The sequence below is a fragment of the Mumia sp. zg.B17 genome, assembly GCF_019550915.1.
Taxonomy (GTDB): Bacteria; Actinomycetota; Actinomycetes; order Propionibacteriales; family Nocardioidaceae; genus Mumia.
Genome location: NZ_JAHWCI010000006.1, coordinates 73,714 through 99,647, shown reverse-complemented (window position 1 = coordinate 99,647; position 25,934 = coordinate 73,714). Strand labels below are relative to the sequence as shown.

Sequence of the window (25,934 nt, the reverse complement as noted above, 5' to 3'; positions counted from 1 at the left end):
TCCGAGCGGGCGCACCGCGTCCCAGGCCCCGAGGTGAACGATGTCCGAGAACCCGACTGCCCCGACACCGGCCGTGTCCCGGGAGGGCACGGGCACCGCACGCGTGAAGCGCGGCATGGCGGAGATGCTCAAGGGCGGCGTCATCATGGACGTCGTCAACGCCGAGCAGGCCAAGATCGCCGAGGATGCCGGTGCCGTCGCGGTCATGGCCCTCGAGCGCGTGCCCGCCGACATCCGCTCCCAGGGCGGCGTGGCCCGCATGAGCGACCCCGACCTGATCGACGGCATCATCGAGGCCGTCTCCATCCCGGTGATGGCCAAGGCGCGCATCGGCCACTTCGTCGAGGCGCAGGTGCTGCAGTCCCTCGGCGTCGACTACATCGACGAGTCCGAGGTCCTCACACCCGCCGACTACGCCCACCACATCGACAAGTGGACCTTCACGGTGCCGTTCGTGTGCGGCGCGACCAACCTGGGCGAGGCGCTTCGTCGCATCACCGAGGGTGCGGCGATGATCCGGTCCAAGGGCGAGGCCGGCACGGGCGACGTCTCCAACGCGACGACCCACATGCGGGCGATGCGTGATGAGATCCGCCGTCTCCAGACGCTTCCGGCCGACGAGCTCTACGTGGCGGCCAAGGAGCTTCAGGCGCCATACGAGCTGGTCCGCGAGGTCGCCGAGAAGGGCGCGCTGCCCGTAGTGCTCTTCACCGCGGGAGGCATCGCGACGCCCGCGGACGCCGCCATGATGATGCAGCTCGGTGCCGAGGGCGTGTTCGTCGGCTCGGGCATCTTCAAGTCGGGCAACCCGGCCGAGCGCGCGTCCGCGGTCGTGAAGGCCACCACCTTCTACGACGACCCCGACGTCATCGCCAAGGTCTCGCGCGGGCTCGGCGAGGCGATGGTCGGCATCAACGTCGCCGACCTCCCCGAGCCGCACCGGCTGGCCGAGCGGGGCTGGTGAACGGTGCCTTTCTTCTCAGCACCGCGCCTGACCGACGCCGACGCGCTGCGGAGCTACGCCCGGGTCCTCGTACGCGCCGGCCTCACCGAGCGCGCTGCCTGCGTCACCGAGGTCGAGATCGCGGCACGCGAGGATGCCGGGCTGGTTGACACGAAGGCCCGGACCGAGGCCCAGCGACTCGTCGACGACGAGCGCGCGGCGCTCGCGGAGGAGCAGTCGGGCTGGCCGGCGCGCACCGACTACGACGCGCTGCAGGAGGCCTTCCAGGCACTGGAGGCCGCTGGCTTCGTCGTGCTCCAGGGCGTCGACGACCACTGGGCGGCGGCCGGCGTCGTGCGCGAGGCGGCCGGGGGAGCCACGGGGAGCGCGCTCCGAGGCATCGTGTGGTTCACGCCGTCCGATGTCTGGCACGCCGTCGATCACGGGATGCTCGAGGTCAACGTGTGGCACCCCGACTCCGCCAACATCGCCGACGGCGACCCTTTGTGCTCCGCGGTCGTCGCGACGCTGGACGCTGCCGGTCTCGCGGCGCACTTCGACGAAGGACGGATCGAGGTCCGGGCGTTCTGGCACCGTCGCCTCACCGACGCGTGAGTGCGCCCCGGGTCGGTGTCCTCGCCCTTCAGGGCGACGTCCGGGAGCATCTCCGGATGCTCGCGGCGAGCGGCGCGGAGGCGACCACCGTGCGGCGGCCGAGCGAGCTCGACGTGGTCGACGCCCTCGTCGTGCCGGGCGGGGAGTCGACCACCATCGACAAGCTGTCGCGGGCCTTCGAGCTCCGCGATCCGATCCGTGAGCGCATCGGGTCGGGCATGCCGGTGCTGGGGACCTGTGCCGGCATGATCCTGCTCGCCGACCGCATCGACGGCGGCACCGATGACCAGCAGACCTTCGGCGGGATGGACATGACCGTGCGGAGGAACGCGTTCGGCCGGCAGGTCGACTCCTTCGAGACCGATCTCCGGGTCCAGGGCCTCGACGACCCGCTGCACGCGGTGTTCATCCGCGGTCCCTGGGTCGAGAGCCACGGTCCCGGTGTCGAGGTCCTCGCGGCGGTCGACCGCGGCGACGAGGGGCGCCGCCCGGTCGTGGTGCGGCAGGGGGCGTTGCTCGCCGCGTCCTTCCACCCCGAGCTCGGGTCGGACCACCGCCTCCACCAGATGTTCGTCCGGTCGGTGCACGCGAACGGCGGCGTGGCCAGCCGCTAGGATCGAGGGCGGTCGCGAGCCGCGGCCGTACGCCGTCGTAACAGCGAGAGCAGGTGAGTGCCGTGTCTGGCCACTCCAAGTGGGCGACCACCAAGCACAAGAAGGCGGTCATCGACGCCAAGCGCGGCAAGATGTTCGCCAAGCTGATCAAGAACATCGAGGTTGCCGCACGCACCGGCGGGCCTGACCCCGCGGGCAACCCGACGCTCTACGACGCGATCCAGAAGGCCAAGAAGTCGTCGGTCCCCAACGACAACATCGACCGCGCCGTGAAGCGCGGCGGCGGTCTCGACGGCGCGGGCGTCGACTACACGACGATCATGTACGAGGGCTACGCCCCCGGCGGTGTCGCGTTGCTCGTCGAGTGCCTCACCGACAACAAGAACCGTGCGGCCATGGAGGTCCGGACGGCGATGACCCGCAACGGCGGCAACATGGCAGACCCCGGCTCGGTGTCCTACATGTTCTCCCGCAAGGGCGTCGTCATCGTCCCGGCCGAGCAGGACGGCAAGACGCTCGCGGAGGACGACGTCCTCGAGGTGGTGCTCGACGCGGGCGCCGAGGACGTCAACGACCACGACGGCTCGTTCGAGGTGATCAGCGAGGCCGGCGACGTGGTCGCGGTGCGCACGGCTCTCCAGGACGCCGGGATCGACTACGACTCCGCCGAGTCGTCGTTCGTGCCGTCCATGACCGTCGAGGTCGACGCCGACGTGGCCGGCAAGGTCCTCCGGCTCATCGACGCCCTCGAGGACTGCGACGACGTCCAGAACGTGTTCGCCAACTTCGACGCCTCCGACGAGGTCATGGCGCAGGTCGGCTGACACGCCGCTCCACCTTCTGCCCGGCTCGGGGCGGAGGGATTCTCCCGTGCCGGGCGGAAGGCTCGCGGCGAACCCGCCTGCCCGAGCTGCCGACGTGCCAGGATGGGCCATGGACATCCTGAGGCCCGGCGGGATCATGTGGCGGATCGCACGACGTCGGCGAGGCGCGGCCCCCGATCCGCTCCCGTGGATGCCCGAGCTGGCGGGCGAGGGAGTCGCTCCGACGGACGAGGTGGGCCGGCGCCCTCTCGTGGTCACCCGCGGTGGGGTCGTCGTGCACGTCGAGCCGGCCCCGGGACGCGCGACATCGAAGGCCCGGATCAGAGAGCTGGGCGACGCGGTGTACGCGCTACCCCTGACGGTGAGCACCAGCGACGACGTGTCGCAGGCTCCGTACGCGCCGCCGCCTGGCCCTGGCACCACCGGAGGGTGGGGGCACCCAGGGCAGGCGCCCGGGATGGGGGAGGGCTCGTCGTCGTGATAGGTCTGCGCCCGCCACGGCGATCTGCGCCCGCGCTCGATCCGTCCTAAGGTCGGGGCACCACCCGAACCCGATCTCGAGGAGTGAGTGCTATGGGTCTGGATGACAAGCTGAAGCACCTGGCCGAGGACGTCGAGGGCAAGGCCAAGGAGGCCTCCGGCAAGCTCCGCGGCGACACGTCGCAGGAGTCCGAGGGCAAGGCCGACCAGAGCAAGGCCGACTTCAAGAAGGCCGGCGACAACGTCAAGGACGCCTTCAAGAAGTAGCCGCCGCGCTCGGCGCGAGTCTCCTCCACGTACGCCGTAGAGGTTACGACACGAGGCCCCTCCACGTACGCCGTGGAGGGGCCTCGTCGTTCGTACGGGTCCTCGGCGCGTCGCCGCCACACTCGTCCGTCGTGCGACTAGGGTGTCGAACATGTGTTCGCTGCGGGTCCTCCGCGAGGTGGCATGACCGCCGGCGCGATGCGTGTTCTCGGAGTCGACCCCGGCCTGACGCGGTGCGGGGTCGGCGTGGTCGACGGACGCGTGGGGGGCGCGCTGCGGGCGGTCTCGGTGGGGGTGATCCGTACGCCGGCCGCCGACGACGTCGCCCACCGGCTCCTCGCGATCGAACGCGGCCTGGCCGAAGCCATCGCCACGCACCGGCCGGACGTGGTCGCGATCGAGCGGGTCTTCAGCCAGAACAACGTCTCGACCGTCATGGGCACCGCCCAGGCCAGCGGGGTCGCGATGGTCGTCGCAGCCCGCCACGGCCTCCCCGTCGTCCTCCACACCCCGAGCGAGGTCAAGGCGGCGGTCACCGGCAACGGTCGCGCCGACAAGGCGCAGGTCACGGCGATGGTCACGCGGATCCTCGGACTGGTCGAGGCGCCGCGCCCCGCCGACGCCGCCGACGCGCTCGCCCTCGCGATCTGCCACGTCTGGCGCGGCACGTCGGTCAGCCGGCTCGACGACGCCCTCGCCGCCGCGGCACGCCCGTCAGGTCCGATGCGGACGGCCGCCGAGCCCATCCGTTCCCGCATCCCAGGCGCTGCGCGCACCAACCCCAGATTCCCCGAGAGGAAGCCCCGATGATCGCCTTCGTCCGCGGCACCGTCGCCTCGACCGCCCTCGACTCCGCCGTCCTCGACGTCGGCGGGGTCGGGATGCTCGTGCAGTGCACGCCGGGCACCCTGGCCGACCTCCGGCACGGCGACCAGGCGCAGGTGTCGACGAGCCTCGTGGTGCGCGAGGACTCGATGACGCTGTACGGCTTCGCCGACGACGACGAGCGTGACACCTTCGAGCTCGCTCAGACCGCCAGCGGCGTGGGCCCCAAGGTCGCGCAGGCGATCATCGCGGTCCTCGGCCCCGAGGGTCTGCGCCGTGCGGTCGCCGAGGAGAACCTCGTCGCGCTCACGAAGGTCCCCGGCATCGGGCGCAAGGGAGCCCAGCGGATCGTGCTCGAGCTCAAGGACCGTCTCGGTGCTGCGGCGGCTGTCTCCCAGGCGACCGCGACCGCACCTGCCTCGACGCCCGCCGACGCGGACTGGCGTCCTCAGGTGCACGCCGCCCTGGTCGGGCTCGGATGGAGCACCCGCGAGGCGGAGTCCGCGGTCGCCGCCGTGGTCACTGTCGCCACCGAGCAGATCGAGGGGACCGGCGCGGTCGACGTGTCCGTCCTGCTGCGCGCGGCCCTCCGTACGCTCTCGAAGGCATGAGGGAGGAGATCGGCATGGAGGAGCAGGACACCAGCCGGCTCGAGGCGGCCGAGCGGGCCGAGCTCGAAGCGCGGCTCGTCGGCCCGGACGTCGTCTCCGACGAGCAGGCGTACGAGGCGGCTCTGCGCCCTCGGTCGCTGGACGAGCTCATCGGGCAGGAGCGTGTCCGCGAGCAGCTCGCGCTGATGCTGACCGCGGCGCGGGCGCGCGGTCGTACGCCCGACCACGTCCTGCTCTCGGGTCCTCCCGGGCTCGGCAAGACCACCCTGGCGATGATCATCGCCGCCGAGCTGGGCACGGCGCTGCGGCTCACGAGCGGGCCCGCGATCCAGCACGCCGGAGACCTCGCCGCGATCCTGTCGGGGATCAACGAGGGCGACGTGCTGTTCGTCGACGAGATCCACCGGATGTCACGTCCCGCCGAGGAGCTCCTCTACATGGCGATGGAGGACTTCCGGGTCGACGTCGTGATCGGCAAGGGTCCAGGAGCGACGGCCATCCCGCTGCAGATCCCGCAGTTCACGCTCGTCGGCGCGACGACGCGAGCCGGTCTGCTGCCGGGACCGCTGCGCGACCGGTTCGGGTTCACCGCGCAGCTGGAGTACTACGAGGCCACCGAGCTCCACCGGATCGTCGACCGTTCCGCGGCGTTGCTCGGCGTCCAGACGACGCCCAAGGGGGGCTTCGAGATCGCGTCGCGGTCGCGCGGCACGCCCCGGATCGCCAACCGGCTCCTTCGCCGGGTCCGCGACTACGCCGAGGTCCGGGGGAGCGGGGTCGTCGACCTCGACATCGCCCACCGCGCGCTGGACCTCTACGAGGTGGACCAGATCGGCCTGGACCGTCTCGACCGTGCGGTGCTGGACGCGCTGTGCCGCAGCTTCGGGGGCGGGCCGGTCGGTGTCTCGACCCTCGCCGTCGCGGTCGCCGAGGAGCGGGAGACCGTCGAGGAGGTCGCCGAGCCCTTCCTCGTACGCCAGGGGTTCCTGGCCCGCACGCCCCGGGGACGCGTCGCGACGGCGGCCGCGTGGAGGCATCTCGGGCTGACTCCACCGACGACGACCGCCGATCCCACGTTGCCGTTGGACTGACGGGCTCCGGCTAGACTCGTCCCGCACCACGAAGCCCCCTGACACCGACCTGGCTGGAGCCACCCGTGAACGACCTCGCAGCACTGCTGCCGATCATCCTGCTCGTCGCCATCTTCTATCTCTTCATCATCCGCCCGCAGGGCAAGCGTCGCCGCGAGTTCCTGAGCATGCAGGATCGCGTGGTCGTCGGCTCTCGCGTCATGCTCACCAGCGGCGTCTTCGGGACGGTGAAGGCTCTTGACGACGAGACGATGACGCTCGAGATCGCCCCCGGTGTCGACATCGAGGTCCACCGCAACGTCGTCGCCAAGATCATCGACGGCACCGACGCCGGCACCGCGACCCACGAGGTCGTCGAGACCCGTCCGATCGAGGATGAGGACGGCAAGGTCTGATGCCGCTCGGGCTCGACGAGATGCTCGACTCGCTGGTCCGCGACATCCTCGACTGGCCGGAGACGGGGATCACGTTTCGTGACGTCACGCCGTTGCTGGCCGACGCCGAGGGCTTCCGGACCACCGTCGACTCCCTGGCATCGCTGGGGAGAGACCTCGCCGGGACCGACATCGACAAGGTCGTCGGGATCGAGGCGCGCGGCTTCATCTTCGGGGCGCCGGTCGCGGTGGCCCTCGGCGCCGGGTTCGTCCCGGCACGCAAGGCCGGCAAGCTGCCGTCGACGACGTACGCCGAGGACTACGACCTCGAGTACGGGTCGGCGACGGTCGAGATCCACACCGACGCCATCGCCCCCGGAGATCGCGTGCTCGTCGTCGACGACGTGCTCGCGACCGGGGGCACCATGGCCGCGGTCGACGCGGTGATCGCGCAGGCCGGGGCCAAGGCCGCCGCCAACGTCGTCGTCCTGGAGCTCAGCGCGCTCGGCGGACGGGCGCGGCTCGACCCGGAGCGGTTCGGTGCCCTGCGGACGTACTGACCCGGCACTGCCGAGCCGCCGGTTAGGATTGCCAGCGTGAGCCCTGAGAGCACCAAGCTGGTCGCCATCGTTGTCGTGATCGCCCTCGTCCTCGCGGGCGGCGCCACCGCGTTCGGTGTCCTCTTCGGCTGATCCCCAGCTCGCGTCACCGCCTTCCATGTCGTTGGTCCCGGCACCCTAAGATGGCGGGCCTACGATGGAAGGGGAGGTGCACGTGGCCGATCGCGCTCGTACCGAGTCTGAGCCCCGCAAGGAGTCCGTCCCGACTCCCGCGCGGGTTCGCTCCCGTCTGGCCCGGCTCGGTGGTGGACGGTCGTCCTCGGACAACCCGGTCGTTCTCGACCCGTTGCTGCGCATCGTCCGCACCAACCACCCCAAGGCCGACACCGCGGCGATCGTCCGTGCCTACCGGATCGCAGCCAAGATGCACCGCGGTCAGAAGCGCAAGAGCGGCGACCCCTACATCACGCACCCGCTAGCGGTCTCCACGATCCTCGCCGAGCTGGGCATGACCCCGCCGACGATCGTCGCCGCGCTCCTTCACGACACCGTCGAGGACACGCCCTACACGCTCGACCAGCTCACCAAGGACTTCGGTGAGGAGGTCGGACAGCTCGTCGACGGTGTGACCAAGCTCGACAAGGTCCGCTACGGCGAGAACGCCGAGGCCGAGACGATCCGCAAGATGATCGTCGCGATGAGCCGTGACATCAGAGTGCTCATCATCAAGCTGGCCGACCGCCTCCACAACATGCGTACGCTGCGCTACCTGCGGCAGGACAAGCAGGAGCGCAAGGCCCGCGAGACGATCGAGATCTATGCGCCGCTCGCGCACCGTCTCGGCATGAACACCATCAAGTGGGAGCTCGAGGACCTGTCGTTCGCGACCCTCCACCCGAAGGTGTACGACGAGATCGTCCGCCTCGTCGCCGACCGCGCGCCGTCGCGCGAGGACTTCATGTCGACGGTCATCAGCCAGGTCAACGAGGACCTCAAGCGGTCCAAGATCAAGGCGACGGTGACGGGGCGACCCAAGCACTACTACTCGATCTACCAGAAGATGATCGTCCGCGGCCGCGACTTCGCCGACATCTACGACCTGGTCGGCATCCGCGTGCTCGTCGACTCGCTGACCGACTGCTACGCGGTGCTCGGCGTCGTCCACTCGCGCTGGAACCCTGTGCCTGGCCGGTTCAAGGACTACATCGCGATGCCGAAGTTCAACATGTACCAGTCGCTGCACACGACCGTCATCGGTCCGCAGGGCAACGCGGTCGAGCTCCAGATCCGGACCAGGCAGATGCACCGGCGCGCCGAGTACGGCGTCGCGGCCCACTGGAAGTACAAGGAGGACGGCGCGGTCAAGGGTGCCGCCGGCGCGCCCGCGGGCAAGGCCGACGGGACCGACGACCTCGGGTGGATCCGCCAGCTCCTCGAGTGGCAGCAGGAGAACGAGGAGTCGCAGGACTTCCTCGAGAGCCTTCGCTTCGACCTGTCCGACCAGGTCTACGTCTATACGCCTGCCGGTGACGTGATCGGGCTGCCCGCCGGCGCCACACCGATCGACTTCGCCTACTCGGTCCACACCGAGGTCGGGCACGCCACCATCGGTGCGCGTGTCAACGGGCGCCTGGTGTCGCTCGAGTCCAAGCTCGAGAACGGCGACGTCGTCGAGGTCTTCACGTCCAAGGCACCCGGCGCCGGACCCAGCCGAGACTGGCTGGACTTCGTCAAGAGCCCGCGGGCGCGCAACAAGATCAAGCAGTGGTTCACCAAGGAACGGCGCGACGAGGCGGTCGAACGCGGCAAGGACGCCCTGACGCGGCAGATGCGCAAGGAGGGCCTGCCGCTGCAGCGTCTCCTGAAGCACGAGACGTTGGCGACGGTGGCCAAGGATCTGCACCTGTCGGACGTGACCTCGCTCTACGCGGCGCTGGGCGAGGGACGCGTGAGCCCGCAGAACGTCGTCGAGCGGGTGCTCGCGTTCCTCGGCGGCGAGGAGGGTGCGACCGAGGATCTCGCCGAGGCGGTGCTGGTCCCCGACGAGTCCACGCGCCGTCGCCGTGTGCGCCGTGGCGACCCGGGTGTCCTCGTCAAGGGCATGGACGGCTCGGTGGCGATCAAGCTGGCGCGCTGCTGCACCCCGGTGCCCGGCGACGACATCATCGGCTTCGTGACCCGCACCCAGGGGGTCTCGGTCCACCGGCGGTCGTGCACCAACGCCACGAGCCTGCTCAAGGAGCAGGAGCGGCTCGTCGACGTCGAGTGGGCGCCCAGCGCGTCGAGCATGTTCCTGGTCGCGATCCAGGTGGAGGCGCTCGACCGGGCGCGGCTGCTGTCGGACCTCACGCGTGTGCTCTCCGACCAGCACGTCAACATCCTGTCGGCGTCGCTGTCGACCGGGCGCGATCGCGTGGCGAAGTCGACCTTCACCTTCGAGATGGGGGACCCGGCGCACCTCGGTCACGTCCTCAAGGCCGTACGCACGGTCGAGGGCGTCTTCGACGTCTACCGCGTCAACCAGTAGCCTCGCGGGTCACTGTCTGGCGCTCGCGGGTCACTGTCTGGCGCTCGCGGGTCACCGTCGGCGACCCGCGAGCACGGACGGGTCAGGTGAGCTCGGCCGCGGACTTGCGTGCCTGGTCCAGCCACGCCTGCCGGGCCTCGAGCGCATCCTGCAGCTCGCGGATCTTGCGGTCGTTGCCCGATGTCTTGGCCGACTCCAGCTGGGCCTCGATGTCGGCCACGGACTTCTCGAGCTTGCTCACCGTGTCGTCGACACGGGCACGCGTCTCCGGGTTGCTCCGGCGCCACTCCTCGTCGGCGGCGGAGGCGATCGCCTTCTCGACCGCGCGCAGACGGCCTTCGAGCTCCTTCATCTGCCCACGCGGCACCTTGCCGGCGGCCTCCCAGCGGTCGGCGATGCCGCGCCATGCGGCACGAGCAGCGTCCAGGTCCTCGATGGGTAGGAGCGCCTCGGCCTCGGCGAGGATCTCCAGCTTGACCTCGGCGTTGGCGGCGTACTCCTCGTCGAGGCGCGAGTTGGCCTCGTCGCGCGCGCCGAAGAACGTGTCCTGAGCGCCGCGGAACCTCTTCCACAAGCGGTCGTCGATCCCGCGCGGCGCCGGGCCGGCGGCCTTCCACTGCGCCATGAGGTCACGGAACTTGCCGGCGGTCGGTCCCCAGTCGGTGGAGTCGGCGAGCGCCTCGGCCTCCAGGGTGAGGCGCTCCTTGATCTGCTGGGCCTGACCACGCCGCTCGTTCTGTTCCGCGAAGTGCGCCTTGCGGCGGCGGGTGTAGGCCGTACGGGCGGTGGAGAACCGGTGCCACAGCTCGTCGTCGACGGCCTTGTCGAGCCGGGGGAGCGACTTCCACTGCTCGAGCATCTCGCGCAGACGGTCGGCGCCCCGTCGCCAGTCGTCGCTGACGGCGATCTCCTCGGCGGTGCGCGCGATCTCCTCCTTCTGGACCTGCGCTTCGGCGGCTCGCTCCGCGCGGGCGGCCTTTCGGCGCTCACGCTGGGCCTCGATCAGCGGGCCGAGCGCGTCGAGTCGGTCCTTCAGGGCGTCGAGGTCTCCGACGGCGGCCGCGTTGTCGACGGCCGTACGGACCTGGTCGACGGCACGCTTGGCGTCCTCCGGCGACAGGCTGTCGGAGGCGATCCGCTTCTCGAGGAGCTCCACCTCGACCGCGAGCCCTTCGTAGCGGCGGGTGAAGAGGGCCATGGCCTCGGCCGGGTCGCCGTCCGGCCACTGCCCGACGACGCGCTCGCCGTCCCGGGTCCGGACGTACACCGTCCCCTGGTCGTCGATGCGGCCCCAGGCCTCAGAAGGGTTCGAGAGGTTCTCGCTCACGTATCCACCTTGTCCGTTGTGTCGGGCACAGTCTAGAAGGATGACGGGCCGATGGTGCTCCTGTCCGTCCGTTTGGCGAGCGCGGCGCTCGTCGCGACGAAGCGAGTCGCCGCCGCCACGGGCGCTCGCGTACGCTGTTCCGTGTGCTGATCGCCGCTTTTCCCGCCGGCCCGCTGGCGGCCAACTGCTACTTCGTGGGTCGCGGACCCGGTACGGAGTGCGTGATCGTCGACCCCGGGATGGAGTCCCTCACGGGCATCCGTACGGTCGTCTCCGAGCAGAACCTCACGCCCGTCGCCGTCCTCGTCACGCACGGCCACTTCGACCACATGTGGCAGGTCGCCGATGTCGCGGAGGAGTACGGTGTGCCGGTCTACGTCCACCCGGCCGACCGGCACCTCCTGGCCGACCCGATGGCCGCGATCTCCGGGGAGTCCGCGGCGATGCTCCGTACGCAGTTCGGCCTCGACGACGCTCCGGAGTTCCGCGAGCCCGCCGACGTGCGTGACGCGACCGACGGCGCGGTGATCGAGGCCGCAGGCCTGAGCTTCACCGTCGACCACCTCCCCGGTCACACTCCGGGCACGGTCGTCTACCGGGTCGACCACACCGGCGACGAGCCCGTCTCCCAGGTCGCGTTCACCGGCGACTTCCTCTTCGCCGGCTCGATCGGACGCACGGACCTCGTCGGCGGCGACATGGACGAGATGGTGGCCAGCCTGCGGCGCTTCATGGAGCTGCCCGACGACGTGGCGGTCCTGCCCGGGCACGGCACCCAGAGCTCGGTGGGCCGCGAGCGCGCGACCAACCCGTTCGTGCAGCAGTACGTCGGCTCGCCGTCTGCGTCCGGACGAGAGGACGCCTGACGATGGCACGTCCCACACCCCTGTCGGGGTTCCCCGAGCTGCTGCCTGCCGACCGCTTCGCCGAGCAGCACGTCCTCGACCACCTGCGCCGCACGTTCGAGCTCCACGGCTTCGCGCCCGTGGAGACTCGCGCCGTCGAGCCGATGGACCAGCTGCTCCGCAAGGGTGAGATCGACAAGGAGGTCTACGTCCTGCGGCGCCTCCAGGCGGCCGAGGGGGAGGGCGACGCCGGGATCGGCCTGCACTTCGACCTCACCGTGCCGTTCGCGCGGTACGTCCTCGAGCATGCGGGCAAGTTGGAGTTCCCGTTCCGGCGCTACCAGATCCAGAAGGTCTGGCGAGGCGAGCGGCCCCAGGAAGGGCGGTTCCGGGAGTTCACCCAGGCCGACATCGACGTGGTGGCCAAGGACGAGCTCCCGTTCCACTTCGACGTCGAGATCGCGACCGTGATGGCCGAGGCGCTGTCTGGTCTGCCGGTCCCGCCGCTGCGGATCCAGGTCAACAACCGCAAGCTCCTCGAGGGCTTCTACCGCGGGCTCGGCGCGGCCGACCCGGCTGCCGTCATGCGGGTCATGGACAAGATCGACAAGCTCCCGGCGGACGGCGTGCGTGACCTCCTCGCCAAGGAGGACCTCGACGAGGAGCAGGCCGGCAAGTGCCTGGCGCTCGCCGGCATCCGGACCTCCGACGCGTCGTTCGTGGACCAGGTCCGCGCGCTCGGGGTCGACGACCCGCTGCTCGACGAGGGCCTGCAGGAGCTCGCCCAGCTGGTCGAGGCACTCGCAGCCGTCGAGCTCGACGGTGTCACGGTGACTGCCGACCTCCGCATCGCGCGCGGCCTCGACTACTACACGGGCTCGGTGTTCGAGACGGTGCTCGAAGGCTTCGAGAGCCTCGGGTCGATCTGTTCCGGCGGACGCTACGAGAAGCTGGCCGACGACGGCCGCAACGTCTATCCGGGCGTCGGCATCTCGCTGGGCGTGACCCGCCTGCTCGTCCCGCTGATCTCCCGAGGACACCTGACGACGTCGCGTGTCGTCCCCTCCGCTGTCCTCGTCGCGCTCGTCGACGAGGAGTCGCGTCCGCGGAGCAACGCGATCGCGCAGCGCCTGCGGGCACGCGGTGTCCCGACGGAGGTCGCCGCCGCTCCGCAGAAGTTCGGCAAGCAGATCCGGTACGCCGAGCGTCGGGGCATCCCGTACGTCTGGTTCCCGGCGACTGGCGACGGTGCCGACCAGGTCAAGGACATCCGTAGCGGAGACCAGGCCGACGCCGATCCGGACGTCTGGACCCCACCCGCCGACGACCTGCGGCCCGCCGTCGTCACCCCGAACGCCCCGACCCCCACGAACGACACCCGAGGAGCAACATCGTGATCCGCACCCACGAGGCAGGCAGCCTCCGCGCCACCGACGCAGGGACCCGCGTCACGCTGGCCGGCTGGGTGGCCCGCCGCCGTGACCACGGAGGCGTGGCGTTCATCGATCTGCGCGACGCCTCGGGTGTGGCGCAGGTCGTGATCAGGGACGAGGAGGTGGCCCGGCCCCTGCGCAGCGAGTTCTGCCTCAAGGTCGTGGGCACCGTTGAGCGCCGGCCCGAGGGCAACGACAACCCGAACCTCCCGACAGGTCAGATCGAGGTCATCGCGGACTCCGTGGAGATCCTCAGCGAGTCGGCGCCGCTGCCGTTCCCGGTCGAGGAGTTCCACGCCAGCCCCGTCGGCGAGGAGGTGCGCCTCAAGTACCGCTACCTCGACCTGCGCCGTGCCGAGATGGCCAAGAACCTGCGCACCCGCGCCGCCGTCACCCGGATCATCCGCGAGGTGATGGCCGAGCAGGGCTTCCTCGAGTTCGAGACGCCCAACCTCACGGCGTCGACGCCGGAGGGCGCTCGCGACTTCCTGGTGCCGGCCCGGACGCGTCCGGGCACCTGGTACGCCCTGCCGCAGTCGCCGCAGCTGTTCAAGCAGCTGCTGATGGTCGCCGGCATGGAGCGGTACTACCAGATCGCACGGTGCTTCCGCGACGAGGACAGCCGCGCCGACCGGCAGCCCGAGTTCACCCAGCTCGACGTCGAGATGAGCTTCCTCGAGGAGGAGGACGTCTACGCGCTCACCGAGGAGATCCTCGTGCGCATCTGGCGCGAGATCCTCGGCTACGAGATCCCGCTGCCGATCCCGCGGATGTCCTTCCGCGAGGCGGTGGCACGGTTCGGCATCGACCGCCCCGACATGCGGTTCGGGTGCGAGCTGGTCGACTTCACCGACTACTTCAAGGACACACCGTTCCGCGTCTTCGCTCCGAAGGGCCGTCACTGGCACGTCGGCGCGGTCGTGATGCCCGGCGGCGCCGACCAGCCCCGACGCACGCTCGACGCCTGGCAGGAGTTCGCGAAGGCGCGCGGCGCGAAGGGGCTTGCGTACGTGCTCGTCCAGGAGGACGGGACCCTCGGCGGTCCGGTCGCCAAGAACCTCTCGGAGTCCGAGCGCGAGGGTCTGGTCGCGCACGCCGGAGCCAAGCCGGGTGACTGCATCTTCTTCGCCGCCGACCAGTACAACGCCGCCAAGGCGCTGCTGGCGGCGGTGCGCGTGGAGATCGGTGAGCGTTGCGGCCTCATCGACCACGACCGGTGGGAGTTCCTCTGGGTCAACCAGGCCCCGATGTTCGAGTACGTGGGGGAGGACGGCCACGACGCGTGGACGTCGATCCACCACCCGTTCACCGCCCCGGCGCCGGAGTTCGCCGACACCTTCGACACCGATCCGGACTCGGCGCTGAGCCAGGCGTACGACATCACGCTCAACGGCAGCGAGCTCGGTGGCGGGTCGATCCGTATCCACCGCTCGGAGATGCAGAAGCGTGTCTTCGACGTGCTCGGACTGACCGAGGAGCAGGCGCAGGGCCAGTTCGGCTTCCTCCTCGAGGCCTTCCAGTACGGCCCGCCGCCGCACGGCGGCATCGCCCTCGGGATCGACCGCGTGGTCGCGCTGCTGACCGGCGCGGAGACCATCCGCGACGTGATCGCCTTCCCGAAGACGGCCTCCGGCGGCGATCCGCTGACCGGCGCGCCCGCGCCGATCACGGCGCAGCAGCGCAAGGAGGCCGGCATCGACGCGCCACCGCCGGGTACCGACGGCTGACGAAACCGTGACCGCGGTGTGGTCGCCGCGTGTCGGTGGGCTCCCCTAGGGTCGTGGGAGCGTGTCCCGCCCACGGGGCCCCGGGACGGAGGAGTGCTCGTGAGACGCGGGCTGAGGCAGGTTCTCGCGGTGCTCTGCGTCGGCGTGCTGATCGGCGCCTGCACCTCGCCTGACCGGCCGGCGGGTCCCGCGGCGACCACAGAGACGCCGGACCAGGTGGCAGCGGGCCGTGCGGGCAGCGCCACGGCCCCGGACGCCGCCGCGCCCGCCGCCGAGGTCCCGGGGGCGACGCGCGGCGGACTGCTGACGGTCCTCAGCTCCACGGTGCCCGAGTCGCTCGATCCAGCGCGATCGTCGTTCGTCGACACCCGGGGCATCCTGTCGGGGCTGCTGACCCGCTCGCTGACGCAGCTCCGCCGCAACCCCGTCACGGGCCGGATGGAGCTCGTCCCCGATCTCGCGACCGACCTCGGCGTGGCCAACGACGACCGCACCGCTTGGACGTTCACGCTGCGGTCGGGCGTCCGTTTCGAGAACGGCACCGCCGTGACCGCGCAGGACATCGCCTACGGCCTCCAGCGTGCCTTCGCCGCCGACGTGCTGCCCGGCGCCCCGTCGTACCTCCGTGCGTTCTTCCGTGACGGGGACCGCTATCAAGGGCCGTACGCGTCCGCGGCCGAGCTGCGTCGCCGTCCCGGGTACGCCCGCGGGTGGTACGCCGGCGCAGCCTTCCGCGGCGTCGAGGTGCGCGGACGGACGATCACCTTCCGCCTCCGGCGGCCGGTCGCCGAGATGCCCTACGTCGTCGCCCTGCCACAGTTCTCGCCGGTGCCCCGCGCCGCCGACGCCCGCCCGGCGGCGTACGGCGACCGGCTGGTCTCCACCGGCCCCTATCGGGTGGCGAGCCTGCGTCGCGGCACCACCCTCGTCCTCGTCCGCAACGCGCAGTGGGACCCGGCGACCGATCCGGGACGCCACCAGTACGCCGACGGCTGGACGTTCCTCTGGGGACAGGCCCCCGAACGCATCGACGAGTTGCTGCTCGAGAACGACGGTGACGCCCAGCGCGCGTTGAGCTACGACTCCCTCGGCCCCGAGGGCCTGGTCGCGATGCGCGAACGCGCCCCCTCGCGGGTCGCTGTGGCGGCGTCGCCCTGCACCTACCTGTGGCACGTCGACACCCGCCGGATCCCCGACCCGCGCGTGCGACGTGCACTCGGCTGGGCCTACCCGTACGAGGCGGCGTGGCGGGCCGGCCGAGAGACCGTCGGGACGACCCGGCTCCCGGGCACGACGATCCTCCCGCCGGGGACCACAGGACACCGCTCGTACGACCCGCTGGGCAACGGCGGGCGTCGTACGGACGTCGCCGAGGCACGGCGTCTCCTGACGCGTGCCGATGCCCTCGGGTCGCGGGTCCGGTGGTACTACGCCAGCGACGTCCCGGAGAAGGTCGCCGTCAAGGACGTCGTGGTCACGTCGCTGCGCCGTGCAGGCTTCGATCCACGACCGATCGCGACCACCGCCGATCGTCTCCGCACCGTTCAGCTCGACCCCGACGGCCCGCACGACGTGGTCGATGCGGCTCGGTGCTCCGACTGGCCGACGGGTTCGTCGTGGTTCCCTGCGCAGTGGGAGACCGCCCCGGTTGACGGCCCTGGTCGGCCCAATCCGTCGATGCTGACTGAGCCAGGCGTCCAGCGCGAGATCGACCGGATCCTCGGCACCCTCACCGCCGCGGCCGCGGCCAGGGCGTGGGGTGCGCTCGACGAGCGGATCGGCACGCGCTACTACCCGGCGGTGGTGCTCGGCCACCGCGGAGTGGCTCTCGCGCGGGGGAGCAGGGTCGGGGGCATGTCGGTCAACGAGATGCTCGGCATGCCGATCTTCGCGGACCTGTACGTGGACCAGGGCAACTGAGTCGTACGTCGACCAGGGCACCTGAGGCGCCGCGTACGCTGGTGCGATGGACTCCGACGCCCTGTTCGACGTCCCCGACGTCGCTCCGCCTGCGTCGGGTGGCGGCAGCCTGAGCGATGCGCAGCACCGCGCCGCGCCGCTCGCGGTGCGGATGCGCCCGCGCACCCTCGACGAGCTGGTCGGCCAGGAGTCGCTGCTCGGCCCTGGGTCGCCGCTTCGGCGCATGATCCACGGCGACCAGTCGATGTCGCTGATCCTGTGGGGACCTCCGGGCACCGGCAAGACGACGCTCGCCTCGCTGGTGAGTCATCAGACCAACCGGCGCTTCGTCGAGGTGTCAGCGGTCTCCGCCGGGGTCAAGGAGGTCCGTGAGACGCTCGCGTCGGCGCGGCGACAGCTCTCCCAGGGCGGTCGGGAGACGGTCCTGTTCGTCGACGAGGTCCACCGCTTCTCCAAGGCTCAGCAGGACGCCCTGCTGCCCGGGGTCGAGAACCGCTGGGTGTCGCTGATCGCCGCGACCACGGAGAACCCGCACTTCTCCGTGATCTCGCCGCTGCTGTCGCGGTCGCTGCTCCTGACGCTCGAGCCGCTCACCGACGACGACGTCGCGACCCTCGTCGAGCGGGCAGTGCTCGACGAGCGAGGGCTCGGCGGCACGGTCAGCCTCGACGACGAGGCGCGTGACCACATCGTCCGGCTGGCAGGCGGCGACGCGCGCCGTGCCCTCACCTATCTCGAGGCGGCGGCCGGCGCTGCGGCGTCTCAGGAGCGGGAGCACATCACCGTCGAGGACGCCGCGAGCGCGGTCGACCGGGCGGCGGTGCGCTACGACCGCCAGGGCGACCAGCACTACGACGTGACGAGCGCGCTCATCAAGTCGATCCGTGGGTCCGACGTCGACGCGTCGCTGCACTACCTGGCGCGGATGGTCGAGGCGGGGGAGGACCCGAAGTTCCTCGCTCGCCGGCTGATGATCCTTGCCAGCGAGGACATCGGCCTCGCCGACCCGGTCGCCCTCCAGACCGCGGTCGCGGGAGCGCAGGCCGTCGCGATGATCGGCTTCCCCGAGGCCGCCCTGACGTTGTCGCAGGTCGTGATCACGCTCGCCCTCGCCCCCAAGTCCAACGCCGCCTACAAGGCGATCGCGGCCGCGACCGCCGACGTACGCGCGGGCAAGGCTGGTTCGGTCCCCCCGGCGCTGCGCGACGCCCACTACGCCGGCGCCAAGAAGCTGGGGCACGGCCACGACTACAAGTACGCGCACGACGACCCGCGCGGCGTATCGGCCCAGCAGTACGCCCCGGACGAGATCGACGGGCAGGACTACTACCGCCCGACCGGGCGCGGGCAGGAGGCGGCGTACGCCGAGCGCGTGGCCCGGCTCCGAGAGATCCTGCGCGACCCCCGTGCCCGCGGTGGCGGCTGAGAGCGCCGTCGATCGGTAGGGGCTCGGCGTCGATCGGTAGGGTCGGCTCATGCCGAACGAGTCCTGGGTCACCGTGCTCGCGTGCGGCGTCGCGATCCTCGCTCTCGCTGCCGCGCTGATGGCCTTCCGCGCGCTGCGGCGGCTACGACGAGAGGTACGGGGCCTCCAGGAGCGCGCCGGTGACCTGCCGCACGACGTCGATCGGCGTCTGCCGGCAGAGACGCCGCACGCGACGACGACGCAGCACGGGACGGGGGAGGTCGTCTACGCCCCGGTTCCGCTCGAACGCACCGACGGACGTGCGCGTCAGGTCCTCCCGCACGAGCACGCCGTGGTCACCCAGGACGGGACTGTCATCGTCCTTCCTTCGGGAGAGCAGCTGGTGGCGGCTACCATGGGACGTCCGTTGGTCCGCGGCGCCGTGCTCAGCCACGGACTGATGTACGCGTTGCGGCCCGAGAGCAGGGACCGGATCCGAGGGATCGTCCGTCGCGAGTTCCGCCGTCGCCGCAAGCTCAGGCGGCGTGCCGCACGGATGGCGGCACGGTCGGTCCCGGTCTCCCACGACGACACGGGCACGACGTCGTGGATCGGTGGCTCACCCCCGACGACCGAGCAGGAGGGCACACGATGAAGGGCCGCGTGCTGTGGTTCGTCGCGGGCACGACCGCGGGCGTGTACGGGAGCGTCAAGGCTCGACGCCTGGCCTACCGGCTCACCCCCGCAGGCGTCACCGACCAGATCGCCGCCTGGCAGCTCGGCGCCCAGGCGTTCGCCGAGGAGCTCCGCACCGGCATGGCCCACCGCGAGGCCGAGATCGCCGCCCAGCTCGGGCTCCCGGCCCTGTCCCCGGCCGCGGACGACCGGCGTAGCCTCGGTGCCGCCCCGCCTGCGGCCCCGCACGCTCCACTTCCGCTCTCCCCGTACGACGAGTAAGGACAGCCACCCTCCATGGAAACAGCCGAGATCCGCCGCCGGTTCCTCGAACACTTCGAGAAGTCCGGGCACACGGTGGTGCCGTCGGCGTCCCTGATCCTGGACGACCCCAACCTGCTGTTCGTCAACGCGGGCATGGTGCCGTTCAAGCCGTACTTCCTCGGTCAGGAGACCCCGCCGTTCGCCCGCGCCACGAGCGTCCAGAAGTGCGTCCGCACGCAGGACATCGAGGAGGTCGGCAAGACCACGCGGCACGGGACGTTCTTCCAGATGAACGGCAACTTCTCGTTCGGTGACTACTTCAAAGAAGGCGCCATCGAGCTGGCCTGGACCCTGGTCACCGGGTCCGTCGACGAGGGTGGCCTCGGGTTCGACCCCGAGAAGGTCTGGGTGACGGTCCTGCCGAGCGACACCGAGGCGCGCGACGCGTGGCGGCGGGTCGCCGGGCTGCCGGACGAGCGCATCCAGGACCGCGGGCTGGAGGACAACTACTGGCACATGGGCGTCCCCGGGCCGGGCGGTCCGTGCTCGGAGATCTACATCGACCGTGGGCCCGAGTACGGTCCGGACGGTGGCCCGGTCGTCGACGAGGACCGCTTCCTCGAGATCTGGAACCTCGTGTTCATGCAGGAGGAGCTCAGCCAGGTCCGGAGCAAGGCCGACTTCGACGTGGTCGGGCCGTTGCCCCGCAAGAACATCGACACCGGCATGGGTCTCGAGCGGGTGGCGTACCTGCTGCAGGGCAAGCAGAACATGTACGAGATCGATCAGGTCTTCCCGGTGATCGAGCGGGCCTCGGCCCTCTCCGGTCGTCGCTACGGCGCTGACGCTGGTGACGACGTCCGCTTCCGCGTGATCGCCGACCACGTCCGCAGCGGGCTCATGCTCATCGGCGACGGCGTCACGCCGGGCAACGAAGGGCGCGGCTACGTTCTGCGCCGTCTGCTCCGTCGCGCGGTGCGCTCGATGCGGCTCCTCGGCTACGACGACCCGGCGCTGCCCGAGCTGCTGCCGGTCAGCCGCGACCAGATGTCTCGGGCGTACCCGGAGATCGCCTCCGACTTCGCGCGCATCTCGCAGATCGCGTACGCGGAGGAGGACGCGTTCCGCCAGACCCTGGCCAAGGGCACGCAGATCTTCGACCTCGCGGCGGACACCGTCAAGCAGGAGGGTGCCTCCACCCTCGGCGGCGACAAGGCGTTCCAGCTGCACGACACGTACGGCTTCCCGATCGATCTCACGCTCGAGATGGCCGCCGAGCAAGGGCTGGCGGTCGACGAGGCCGGCTTCCGGGCCCTGATGTCCGAGCAGCGAGCACGTGCGAAGGCGGACGCGAAGTCCAAGAAGGGCCAGCACGCCGACACCACGATCTACCGTGACGCCCTCAGTGCGTCCGGTCCGACGGAGTGGCTGGCGTACGAGACGCTGAGCACCGAGTCGTCGGTGCGCTCGCTGATCCAGGAGGCCGGACGCACACAGGCCGTGGGGGAGTCCCAGGTCGCCGAGGTCGTGCTCGACCGGACCCCCTTCTATGCCGAGTCCGGCGGGCAGAGCGCGGATGCGGGCGTGCTCGTGTGGGACGGCGGTCGAGCGGAGGTCCTCGACGTTCAGCGCCCGGTGCGCGGTCTGGTCGTCCACCAGGTGCGGGTCCTCGAGGGAGAGCTGACCGAGGGCACGTCGTTGCAGGCCGACGTGGACCCGCAGTGGCGTGTCGGTGCGTGCCAGGCACACTCGGGCACCCATGTGGTCCACGCCGCTCTGCGCGAGGTGCTCGGCCCCACCGCGCTCCAGAGCGGCTCGTACAACCGGCCGGGCTACCTCCGGCTCGACTTCGGCTGGTCCAGCGCGCTGTCGCCGGAGCAGCTGCACGACGTCGAGCAGGCCGCCAACGTCGCGCTCCGCGAGGACCTGCCCGTGAGCGCCGCGACCATGTCGCTCGCGCGGGCGAAGGAGATCGGCGCGCTGGCGCTGTTCGGCGAGACCTACGGCGAGGACGTGCGGGTCGTCGAGATCGGCGGGCCGTGGTCGCGCGAGCTGTGCGGTGGCACCCACGTCTCACGGTCGTCGCAGATCGGGACGATCGTGCTCACGTCGGACTCGTCGGTCGGCGCGGGAAACCGACGCGTCGAGGCTGTCGTCGGGCTCGAGGGCTTCTCGTACCTGGCCCGTGAGCGCGATCTCGTCGCCCAGGTCAGCGACCTGCTCAAGGTGCAGCGCGCGGACGTGCCGGGACGGGTCGCCGACCTCGTCGGGCGGCTCCGCGCGGTCGAGAAGGAGGTCGAGAAGCTCCGCTCGGCGCAGCTTCTGTCGTCGGTCTCCGACCTCGCCGCGGGCGCGGCGGACGTCGATGGCGTCGCGTACGTCGGCCACGTCGCCGACGGGCTCGCCGCCAAGGACGCACGGACACTCGCGCTCGACGTTCGTGGGCGTCTCGACCCCGCGCGGCCGTCGGTGGTCACGGTGATCGGCACGGCGGACGGCAAGGCGGCCTGCGTCGTCGCGGTCAACGACGCCGGGCGCGCTGCGGGTCTCGCTGCCGGCACCCTCATCAAGCCGGCGATGGACGCGCTCGGCGGACGTGGCGGCGGCAAGGCCGACGTGGCGCAAGGTGGCGGCACCGAGGTCGGTGCGGCACCGGCTGCGCTCGAGGCGGTTCGCCGCGCGATCCAGGACGCGGTCTGACGTGCGCCGCGGGACCCGAATCGGGGTCGACGTCGGCGACGTACGGATCGGTGTGAGCACCTGTGATCCTTCCGGGATCCTGGCGACCCCCGTCGAGACGGTGGCGGCCGGTCCTGAGTCGGTCCGCGACATCCTGGCCATCGCGGATGATCGTCAAGCCATCGAAATTGTGGTTGGCTTGCCACGGTCGCTCTCGGGAGACATGGGGCCCGCAGCACGCAAGGTGAGGGCCTACGCCGAGGAGCTGGCGGCAGCGTCGGCTCCAACCCCGGTCAGGCTCGTGGACGAGAGGATGTCGACGGTGACTGCACAGCAGGGCCTGCGCCAGGCCGGCCGGAAGGCGAAGCAGCAACGCTCTGTCGTGGATCAGGCCGCTGCGGTCGTGATCCTCCAGTCCGCGCTCGACATCGAGCGGACGAGCGGCAACCTTCCCGGTGAGCTGATCGAGGTGGGCTCGTGAGCGACCTCGGTATCCTGCCCGACCGTGAGCGCCGCCCCGCCGGCCACCGGGCCGCCCGCGCGCAGAAGAAGCAACGCCGCGGACCCGGCTGCTTCTTCCTCCTGCTCATCGTCGCCGCCGTCTGCGTCGGCGGCTATCTCGGCGTCTCCAAGCTCGTGGGTGCTGCCGGCGACTTCCTCGGTGGACCCGAGGACTACTCCGGTGACGGCACCGGGAGCGTCGTCATCGAGGTCCGCAAGGGCGACACCGTGGCGGCCATCGGGCGGGAGCTGAAGGCGAAGGGCGTCGTCGCGAGTGTCGATGCGTTCCTCGAGGCAGCCTCGGGTGCGCCGGAGATGAACCAGGTGCAGCCCGGCTTCTACCAGCTCAAGAAGGAGATGGCGGCACGCTCGGCGGTCACGACGCTGATCAGTCCGGACAGTCGCGTCGACGCGTCCATCTCGGTGCCGGAGGGCGCTCGGGTCGACCAGGTCGTCGCCCAGATCGTCAAGCGGACAGAGTTCTCCAAGAAGGACGTCATGGCCGCCCTGGGGGATCCGAAGCTCGGTCTCCCTGCGGCGGCCGACGGTGATCCTCAGGGTTACCTCTTCCCGGCCACCTACACCGTCGCGCCCGACGCGACGCCGCTCTCGCTGCTCCAGCAGATGGTCAAGAAGGCGGTCGAGATGGAGAGCGACCTCGACCTCGAGGGTCGCGCCGCGGCGCTGGGGATCACGCCGCACGAGGCACTCACCATCGCGAGCATCGTCGAGGCGGAGTCGGGTCGCGCGAAGGATGCGCCGAAGGTCGCGCGGGTGATCTACAACCGCCTGGACGTCGGCATGGCGCTGCAGATGGATTCCACGGTCCACTTCGTCTCCGGCAAGGACGGCTCGGTGTGGACCGACAGCACCGACCGCGACTCCGACTCCCCGTACAACACGTACAAGGTCGTCGGTCTGCCGCCGGGACCGATCGGCAACCCGGGTGAGGCGGCGCTGGAGGCCACCCTGAACCCGGCTGACGGCGACTGGCTCTATTTCGTCGCGGTCGACCTCGACACCGGCGAGACGAAGTTCGCGCCGTCGCTCGAGGAGCACAACCGCAACATCGCCGAGCTGCGGGAGTTCTGCACGACGTCCGAGAAGTGCTGATGCCCCGCTGTGCCGTGCTCGGGAGCCCCATCTCGCACTCGCTGTCACCGGTCATGCACCGGGCTGCGTACGCCGAGCTGGGACTGTCCGACTGGAGCTATGACGCGTTGGAGGTCGATGAGGACGGCATCGGCCCGTTCCTCTCGGGGCTCGACGAGGCGTGGCGTGGGCTGTCGCTGACGATGCCGCTGAAGCGAGCGGTCATCCCGTACCTCGACACCGTTCACGAGACGGGCCGCGAGGTCGGCGGCGTCAACACCGTCATCATCGACGTCGAAGGCAGGCACGGGTTCAACACCGACGTGTCAGGGGGTACGGCAGCGCTCCGGGAGCGAGGCGTCCACGAGGTCGAGGACGCGCTCGTCATCGGCGCCGGAGCGACAGCGGAGTCGATGGTGGCCTCGTTGCGGCGTCTCGGCCTGCGCCGCGTCACCCTCGCCGTCCGTTCGCTGGACCGCGGGGCGCTTCTCGCGGAGCGGATCACGAGCGCGGCCGGCGGCGAGGACGCGATCGCGGTGGAGGTCGTCGGCATGGGGGCGGACCTCGCTCGCTCGGCCGAGGTCGTGGTCTCGACCGTCCCGGCCGACGCGGTCGCGCCGTTCGCGCAGATGCTCGCGATGCGGTGCGACGCCGTCCTCGACGTCGTCTACGACCCGTGGCCGACCCCGCTCGCCCGAGCCGCTCACGCCGAGGCGGTCCCCATCGTCTCGGGACTCGACCTGCTCGCGCACCAGGGCGCCGAACAGGTCCGGCTCATGACCGGTCACGAGGTGTCGGCCGTGCTGCTCCGCGACGCCGCGCTCGCGGCGTTGTCGGCGTGCCGCTAGAGACCCGCACCGCGGGTCGTCGCGGTCACGCGGGCGCGTGGTTCGTTGCGGTCACGCGGAGAGTCGCGGTCACGCGCTCAGCAGGGCGGCGAACCGTGACTCCATCGCCGACCTTGTCGCTGACTCCATCGCTGACTCAGGCTCGCCTTCGCCCCCTCGGGAGGCCGGCGGTGGGACACGCGCGGCGCCGCGCCGCCGCGACGTGTGGAGATGGCCGGTCGGTGTCCGCCACCGCACCTCCGAGGGCAGGGTCCTGTCAGGCGACGCTCTGCCTGTGACCGCCCAGCCGGGGAGCTCCTTGACGAGGTTGTCGGACCGGCACGCACCTTGGGCGTTGCTGGCGGACGTGGACCCGCCGCGCGCGTAGGGCACCACATGGTCGATGTCGCGGATCCGACAGTCGCACCACGGTCTGCGGCACTGACCGTCGATCACCTGCACGAGTCGCCGCACCGCCGCGGTGAACCGGCGCGCCCGCGGGTCGGAGCCGGTGAGCGTCTCGCCGTCCGGAGCGGTGAAGAACCGACGGACCCAGGCATGCTCGGACGACGCGAGGCGGCGCGCCAGCTCGGCCGGGACCGGACCGTAGCCGGTGAGCGTCGCCGGGGCGTCAGCGGACGTGAACAGCGTGTCGGCCGTCATGACCACCCCGACCTCGACGCCGAGGTGCGCCCAACCGTCCTGCTTCACGCCGACCCCGGTCAGCGCCTCGACCGCGAGGTCGGCTGTGATCTGTCGGATGGTGCGAGGATCGCCGTCCGCGCGGCGGGCAGACGCGTCACGGTCGAGGCGCTCGAAGGCGCTCACGAGCTGCTCCGCGGGCGCGTACACCGTCATCGTGGCCATGGCATCGAGCTCCGGTCGCAGCGACACGGCACGCTCGGCGCGAGCACGGACCACGCGCTCGTAGGCGGCGTGCGGGTCGGAGGCGAGGACGAGACGGCGCGCCTCCTGGGCGGCGCGTCGCGGTGAGAGCTCGGGGAGCACCGGCGCCAGCTGGGCGTCGATGAGGCGCCGGTCGTCGAGCGACGCGAACGTCGTCTCACGGCAGACCGCTGCCGCGACACCCTGCGAGATCGTGCCGTCGCGGAGCAGGTCGTGGGTCTGAGGGTGGACTGCGAGCGCTCGGGCCAGCGCGTACGTGGTCTCGCCGGACGGAGTCGAGACGCGGCGAGCCAGTGCGATCTCGGCGAACAACGACCGCGTGAGAACCGTCTCGTCGACCCGGTCGTCCATCACCCGCCGCCGGCGCTCGTCGAGCATCTGGACGGCCTCGAGCTGGGTGCCCTGGGCGATCCGCACCACCTCCTCGCACGCCGTGACGAGGTCGACCTCGGCAGCGCCCAGCTCGATCGCGTCGGCGCCGTGCTGCGTGGCTCGCGAGCGCACCGCCGCCACCACCGCGTGGACCCCCGCGACGAGCGTGGCCGCGAGGTCGGCGGCGGCCGTCTCGGGAAGGGCGTGATCGAACATGTGTACGACGCTAT

25 protein-coding genes are annotated in these 25,934 nt (G+C 71.0%); 23 read left to right on the top strand and 2 right to left on the bottom strand.

Annotated features, from left to right (window positions below):
- Window positions 1-40: 40 nt before the first annotated feature.
- The 12 genes from pdxS to KV097_RS08890 all read left to right on the top strand — a co-directional run bounded on the left by pdxS (window position 41) and on the right by KV097_RS08890 (window position 9,731).
- Window positions 41-964, top strand: a complete 924-nt coding sequence (gene pdxS, locus KV097_RS08945; RefSeq protein WP_220365677.1) for a pyridoxal 5'-phosphate synthase lyase subunit PdxS — start codon at window positions 41-43, stop codon at window positions 962-964.
- A gap of 3 nt (window positions 965-967) precedes the next feature.
- A complete protein-coding gene (locus KV097_RS08940; RefSeq protein ID WP_220344586.1) occupies window positions 968-1,558 on the top strand; it encodes a hypothetical protein in 591 nt (196 codons plus the stop codon).
- Entirely contained in the window at window positions 1,555-2,172 is a 618-nt protein-coding gene (gene pdxT, locus KV097_RS08935; RefSeq protein WP_220365676.1) for a pyridoxal 5'-phosphate synthase glutaminase subunit PdxT, read from the top strand. Before KV097_RS08940 ends, pdxT begins: the two co-directional genes overlap by 4 nt.
- Window positions 2,173-2,234: 62 nt before the next feature.
- A complete protein-coding gene (locus tag KV097_RS08930) occupies window positions 2,235-2,996 on the top strand; it encodes a YebC/PmpR family DNA-binding transcriptional regulator (RefSeq protein ID WP_220344590.1) in 762 nt (253 codons plus the stop codon).
- Window positions 2,997-3,105: 109 nt separating this feature from the next.
- Window positions 3,106-3,477 (top strand): hypothetical protein, encoded by a 372-nt coding sequence (locus KV097_RS08925; RefSeq protein ID WP_220365675.1) that lies wholly within the window; start codon window positions 3,106-3,108, stop codon window positions 3,475-3,477.
- A gap of 92 nt (window positions 3,478-3,569) precedes the next feature.
- Window positions 3,570-3,743, top strand: coding sequence for a CsbD family protein (locus tag KV097_RS08920; RefSeq protein ID WP_220344593.1), 174 nt, complete (start codon window positions 3,570-3,572; stop codon window positions 3,741-3,743).
- A gap of 198 nt (window positions 3,744-3,941) precedes the next feature.
- Complete coding sequence (gene ruvC, locus KV097_RS08915) at window positions 3,942-4,553, top strand: crossover junction endodeoxyribonuclease RuvC (RefSeq protein WP_220366003.1); 612 nt, start codon at window positions 3,942-3,944, stop codon at window positions 4,551-4,553.
- Complete coding sequence (gene ruvA, locus KV097_RS08910; protein WP_220365674.1) at window positions 4,550-5,179, top strand: Holliday junction branch migration protein RuvA; 630 nt, start codon at window positions 4,550-4,552, stop codon at window positions 5,177-5,179. The genes ruvC and ruvA overlap by 4 nt, the downstream gene beginning before the upstream one ends.
- A 14-nt stretch (window positions 5,180-5,193) precedes the next feature.
- Window positions 5,194-6,270 carry a Holliday junction branch migration DNA helicase RuvB gene (gene ruvB, locus KV097_RS08905; RefSeq protein WP_220344752.1) on the top strand — a complete coding sequence of 359 codons (1,077 nt, stop codon included), beginning with the start codon at window positions 5,194-5,196 and terminating at the stop codon, window positions 6,268-6,270.
- Window positions 6,271-6,335: 65 nt separating this feature from the next.
- Window positions 6,336-6,665, top strand: a complete 330-nt coding sequence (gene yajC, locus KV097_RS08900; protein WP_220344597.1) for a preprotein translocase subunit YajC — start codon at window positions 6,336-6,338, stop codon at window positions 6,663-6,665.
- On the top strand, window positions 6,665-7,204 hold the full coding sequence (locus KV097_RS08895; protein WP_220347143.1) for an adenine phosphoribosyltransferase: 540 nt from the start codon (window positions 6,665-6,667) through the stop codon (window positions 7,202-7,204). Before yajC ends, KV097_RS08895 begins: the two co-directional genes overlap by 1 nt.
- A 214-nt stretch (window positions 7,205-7,418) precedes the next feature.
- Entirely contained in the window at window positions 7,419-9,731 is a 2,313-nt protein-coding gene (locus KV097_RS08890) for a bifunctional (p)ppGpp synthetase/guanosine-3',5'-bis(diphosphate) 3'-pyrophosphohydrolase (RefSeq protein WP_374106985.1), read from the top strand.
- An 82-nt stretch (window positions 9,732-9,813) separates the two neighbouring features.
- Here KV097_RS08890 and KV097_RS08885 read toward each other — a convergent pair whose 3' ends face one another.
- Window positions 9,814-11,058: a DUF349 domain-containing protein gene (locus KV097_RS08885; RefSeq protein ID WP_220344604.1), complete on the bottom strand. Its 1,245-nt coding sequence runs from the start codon at window positions 11,056-11,058 to the stop codon at window positions 9,814-9,816.
- 143 nt (window positions 11,059-11,201) lie between these two features.
- On the opposite strand from KV097_RS08885, the gene KV097_RS08880 reads away from it, so the two are divergent.
- The 11 genes from KV097_RS08880 (at window position 11,202) to KV097_RS08830 (ending at window position 24,447) form a co-directional block, all read left to right on the top strand.
- The gene (locus KV097_RS08880; RefSeq protein WP_220344606.1) at window positions 11,202-11,924 is read left to right on the top strand and encodes an MBL fold metallo-hydrolase; all 723 of its coding nucleotides are present in this window, start codon (window positions 11,202-11,204) and stop codon (window positions 11,922-11,924) included.
- A 2-nt stretch (window positions 11,925-11,926) separates the two neighbouring features.
- Window positions 11,927-13,300, top strand: a complete 1,374-nt coding sequence (gene hisS, locus KV097_RS08875; protein ID WP_220365673.1) for a histidine--tRNA ligase — start codon at window positions 11,927-11,929, stop codon at window positions 13,298-13,300.
- Complete coding sequence (gene aspS, locus KV097_RS08870) at window positions 13,297-15,063, top strand: aspartate--tRNA ligase (protein WP_220344611.1); 1,767 nt, start codon at window positions 13,297-13,299, stop codon at window positions 15,061-15,063. The genes hisS and aspS overlap by 4 nt, the downstream gene beginning before the upstream one ends.
- 99 nt (window positions 15,064-15,162) lie before the next feature.
- A complete protein-coding gene (locus KV097_RS08865; protein WP_220365672.1) occupies window positions 15,163-16,983 on the top strand; it encodes an ABC transporter substrate-binding protein in 1,821 nt (606 codons plus the stop codon).
- 46 nt (window positions 16,984-17,029) lie between these two features.
- The gene (locus KV097_RS08860; RefSeq protein ID WP_220365671.1) at window positions 17,030-18,409 is read left to right on the top strand and encodes a replication-associated recombination protein A; all 1,380 of its coding nucleotides are present in this window, start codon (window positions 17,030-17,032) and stop codon (window positions 18,407-18,409) included.
- Window positions 18,410-18,458: 49 nt separating this feature from the next.
- Complete coding sequence (locus KV097_RS08855; RefSeq protein ID WP_220365670.1) at window positions 18,459-19,043, top strand: hypothetical protein; 585 nt, start codon at window positions 18,459-18,461, stop codon at window positions 19,041-19,043.
- Window positions 19,040-19,345 (top strand): DUF6167 family protein, encoded by a 306-nt coding sequence (locus tag KV097_RS08850; protein WP_220365669.1) that lies wholly within the window; start codon window positions 19,040-19,042, stop codon window positions 19,343-19,345. Before KV097_RS08855 ends, KV097_RS08850 begins: the two co-directional genes overlap by 4 nt.
- Before the next feature lie 15 nt (window positions 19,346-19,360).
- A complete protein-coding gene (alaS, locus tag KV097_RS08845) occupies window positions 19,361-22,027 on the top strand; it encodes an alanine--tRNA ligase (protein ID WP_220365668.1) in 2,667 nt (888 codons plus the stop codon).
- Entirely contained in the window at window positions 21,924-22,487 is a 564-nt protein-coding gene (ruvX, locus tag KV097_RS08840) for a Holliday junction resolvase RuvX (protein ID WP_308289381.1), read from the top strand. The genes alaS and ruvX overlap by 104 nt, the downstream gene beginning before the upstream one ends.
- Window positions 22,484-23,620, top strand: coding sequence for an endolytic transglycosylase MltG (gene mltG / locus KV097_RS08835; RefSeq protein WP_220365667.1), 1,137 nt, complete (start codon window positions 22,484-22,486; stop codon window positions 23,618-23,620). Before ruvX ends, mltG begins: the two co-directional genes overlap by 4 nt.
- Window positions 23,620-24,447 carry a shikimate dehydrogenase gene (locus KV097_RS08830; RefSeq protein ID WP_220365666.1) on the top strand — a complete coding sequence of 276 codons (828 nt, stop codon included), beginning with the start codon at window positions 23,620-23,622 and terminating at the stop codon, window positions 24,445-24,447. The genes mltG and KV097_RS08830 overlap by 1 nt, the downstream gene beginning before the upstream one ends.
- A gap of 69 nt (window positions 24,448-24,516) precedes the next feature.
- Here KV097_RS08830 and KV097_RS08825 read toward each other — a convergent pair whose 3' ends face one another.
- The gene (locus tag KV097_RS08825) at window positions 24,517-25,920 is read right to left on the bottom strand and encodes an HNH endonuclease signature motif containing protein (RefSeq protein ID WP_220365665.1); all 1,404 of its coding nucleotides are present in this window, start codon (window positions 25,918-25,920) and stop codon (window positions 24,517-24,519) included.
- Window positions 25,921-25,934 lie beyond the last annotated feature (14 nt).

Excerpts from the sequence above, each read along its gene's own strand:
- KV097_RS08850 (WP_220365669.1), top strand. The coding sequence starts at position 19,040 with ATGAAGGGCCGCGTGCTGTGGTTCGTCGCGGGCACGACCGCGGGCGTG.
- KV097_RS08855 (WP_220365670.1), top strand. The coding sequence starts at position 18,459 with ATGCCGAACGAGTCCTGGGTCACCGTGCTCGCGTGCGGCGTCGCGATC.
- hisS (WP_220365673.1), top strand. The coding sequence starts at position 11,927 with ATGGCACGTCCCACACCCCTGTCGGGGTTCCCCGAGCTGCTGCCTGCC.
- ruvC (WP_220366003.1), top strand. The coding sequence starts at position 3,942 with ATGCGTGTTCTCGGAGTCGACCCCGGCCTGACGCGGTGCGGGGTCGGC.
- ruvA (WP_220365674.1), top strand. The coding sequence starts at position 4,550 with ATGATCGCCTTCGTCCGCGGCACCGTCGCCTCGACCGCCCTCGACTCC.
- KV097_RS08860 (WP_220365671.1), top strand. The coding sequence starts at position 17,030 with ATGGACTCCGACGCCCTGTTCGACGTCCCCGACGTCGCTCCGCCTGCG.
- KV097_RS08920 (WP_220344593.1), top strand. The coding sequence starts at position 3,570 with ATGGGTCTGGATGACAAGCTGAAGCACCTGGCCGAGGACGTCGAGGGC.
- KV097_RS08825 (WP_220365665.1), bottom strand. The coding sequence starts at position 25,920 with ATGTTCGATCACGCCCTTCCCGAGACGGCCGCCGCCGACCTCGCGGCC.
- KV097_RS08925 (WP_220365675.1), top strand. The coding sequence starts at position 3,106 with ATGGACATCCTGAGGCCCGGCGGGATCATGTGGCGGATCGCACGACGT.
- KV097_RS08830 (WP_220365666.1), top strand. The coding sequence starts at position 23,620 with ATGCCCCGCTGTGCCGTGCTCGGGAGCCCCATCTCGCACTCGCTGTCA.
- KV097_RS08895 (WP_220347143.1), top strand. The coding sequence starts at position 6,665 with ATGCCGCTCGGGCTCGACGAGATGCTCGACTCGCTGGTCCGCGACATC.
- ruvB (WP_220344752.1), top strand. The coding sequence starts at position 5,194 with ATGGAGGAGCAGGACACCAGCCGGCTCGAGGCGGCCGAGCGGGCCGAG.
- pdxS (WP_220365677.1), top strand. The coding sequence starts at position 41 with ATGTCCGAGAACCCGACTGCCCCGACACCGGCCGTGTCCCGGGAGGGC.
- alaS (WP_220365668.1), top strand. The coding sequence starts at position 19,361 with ATGGAAACAGCCGAGATCCGCCGCCGGTTCCTCGAACACTTCGAGAAG.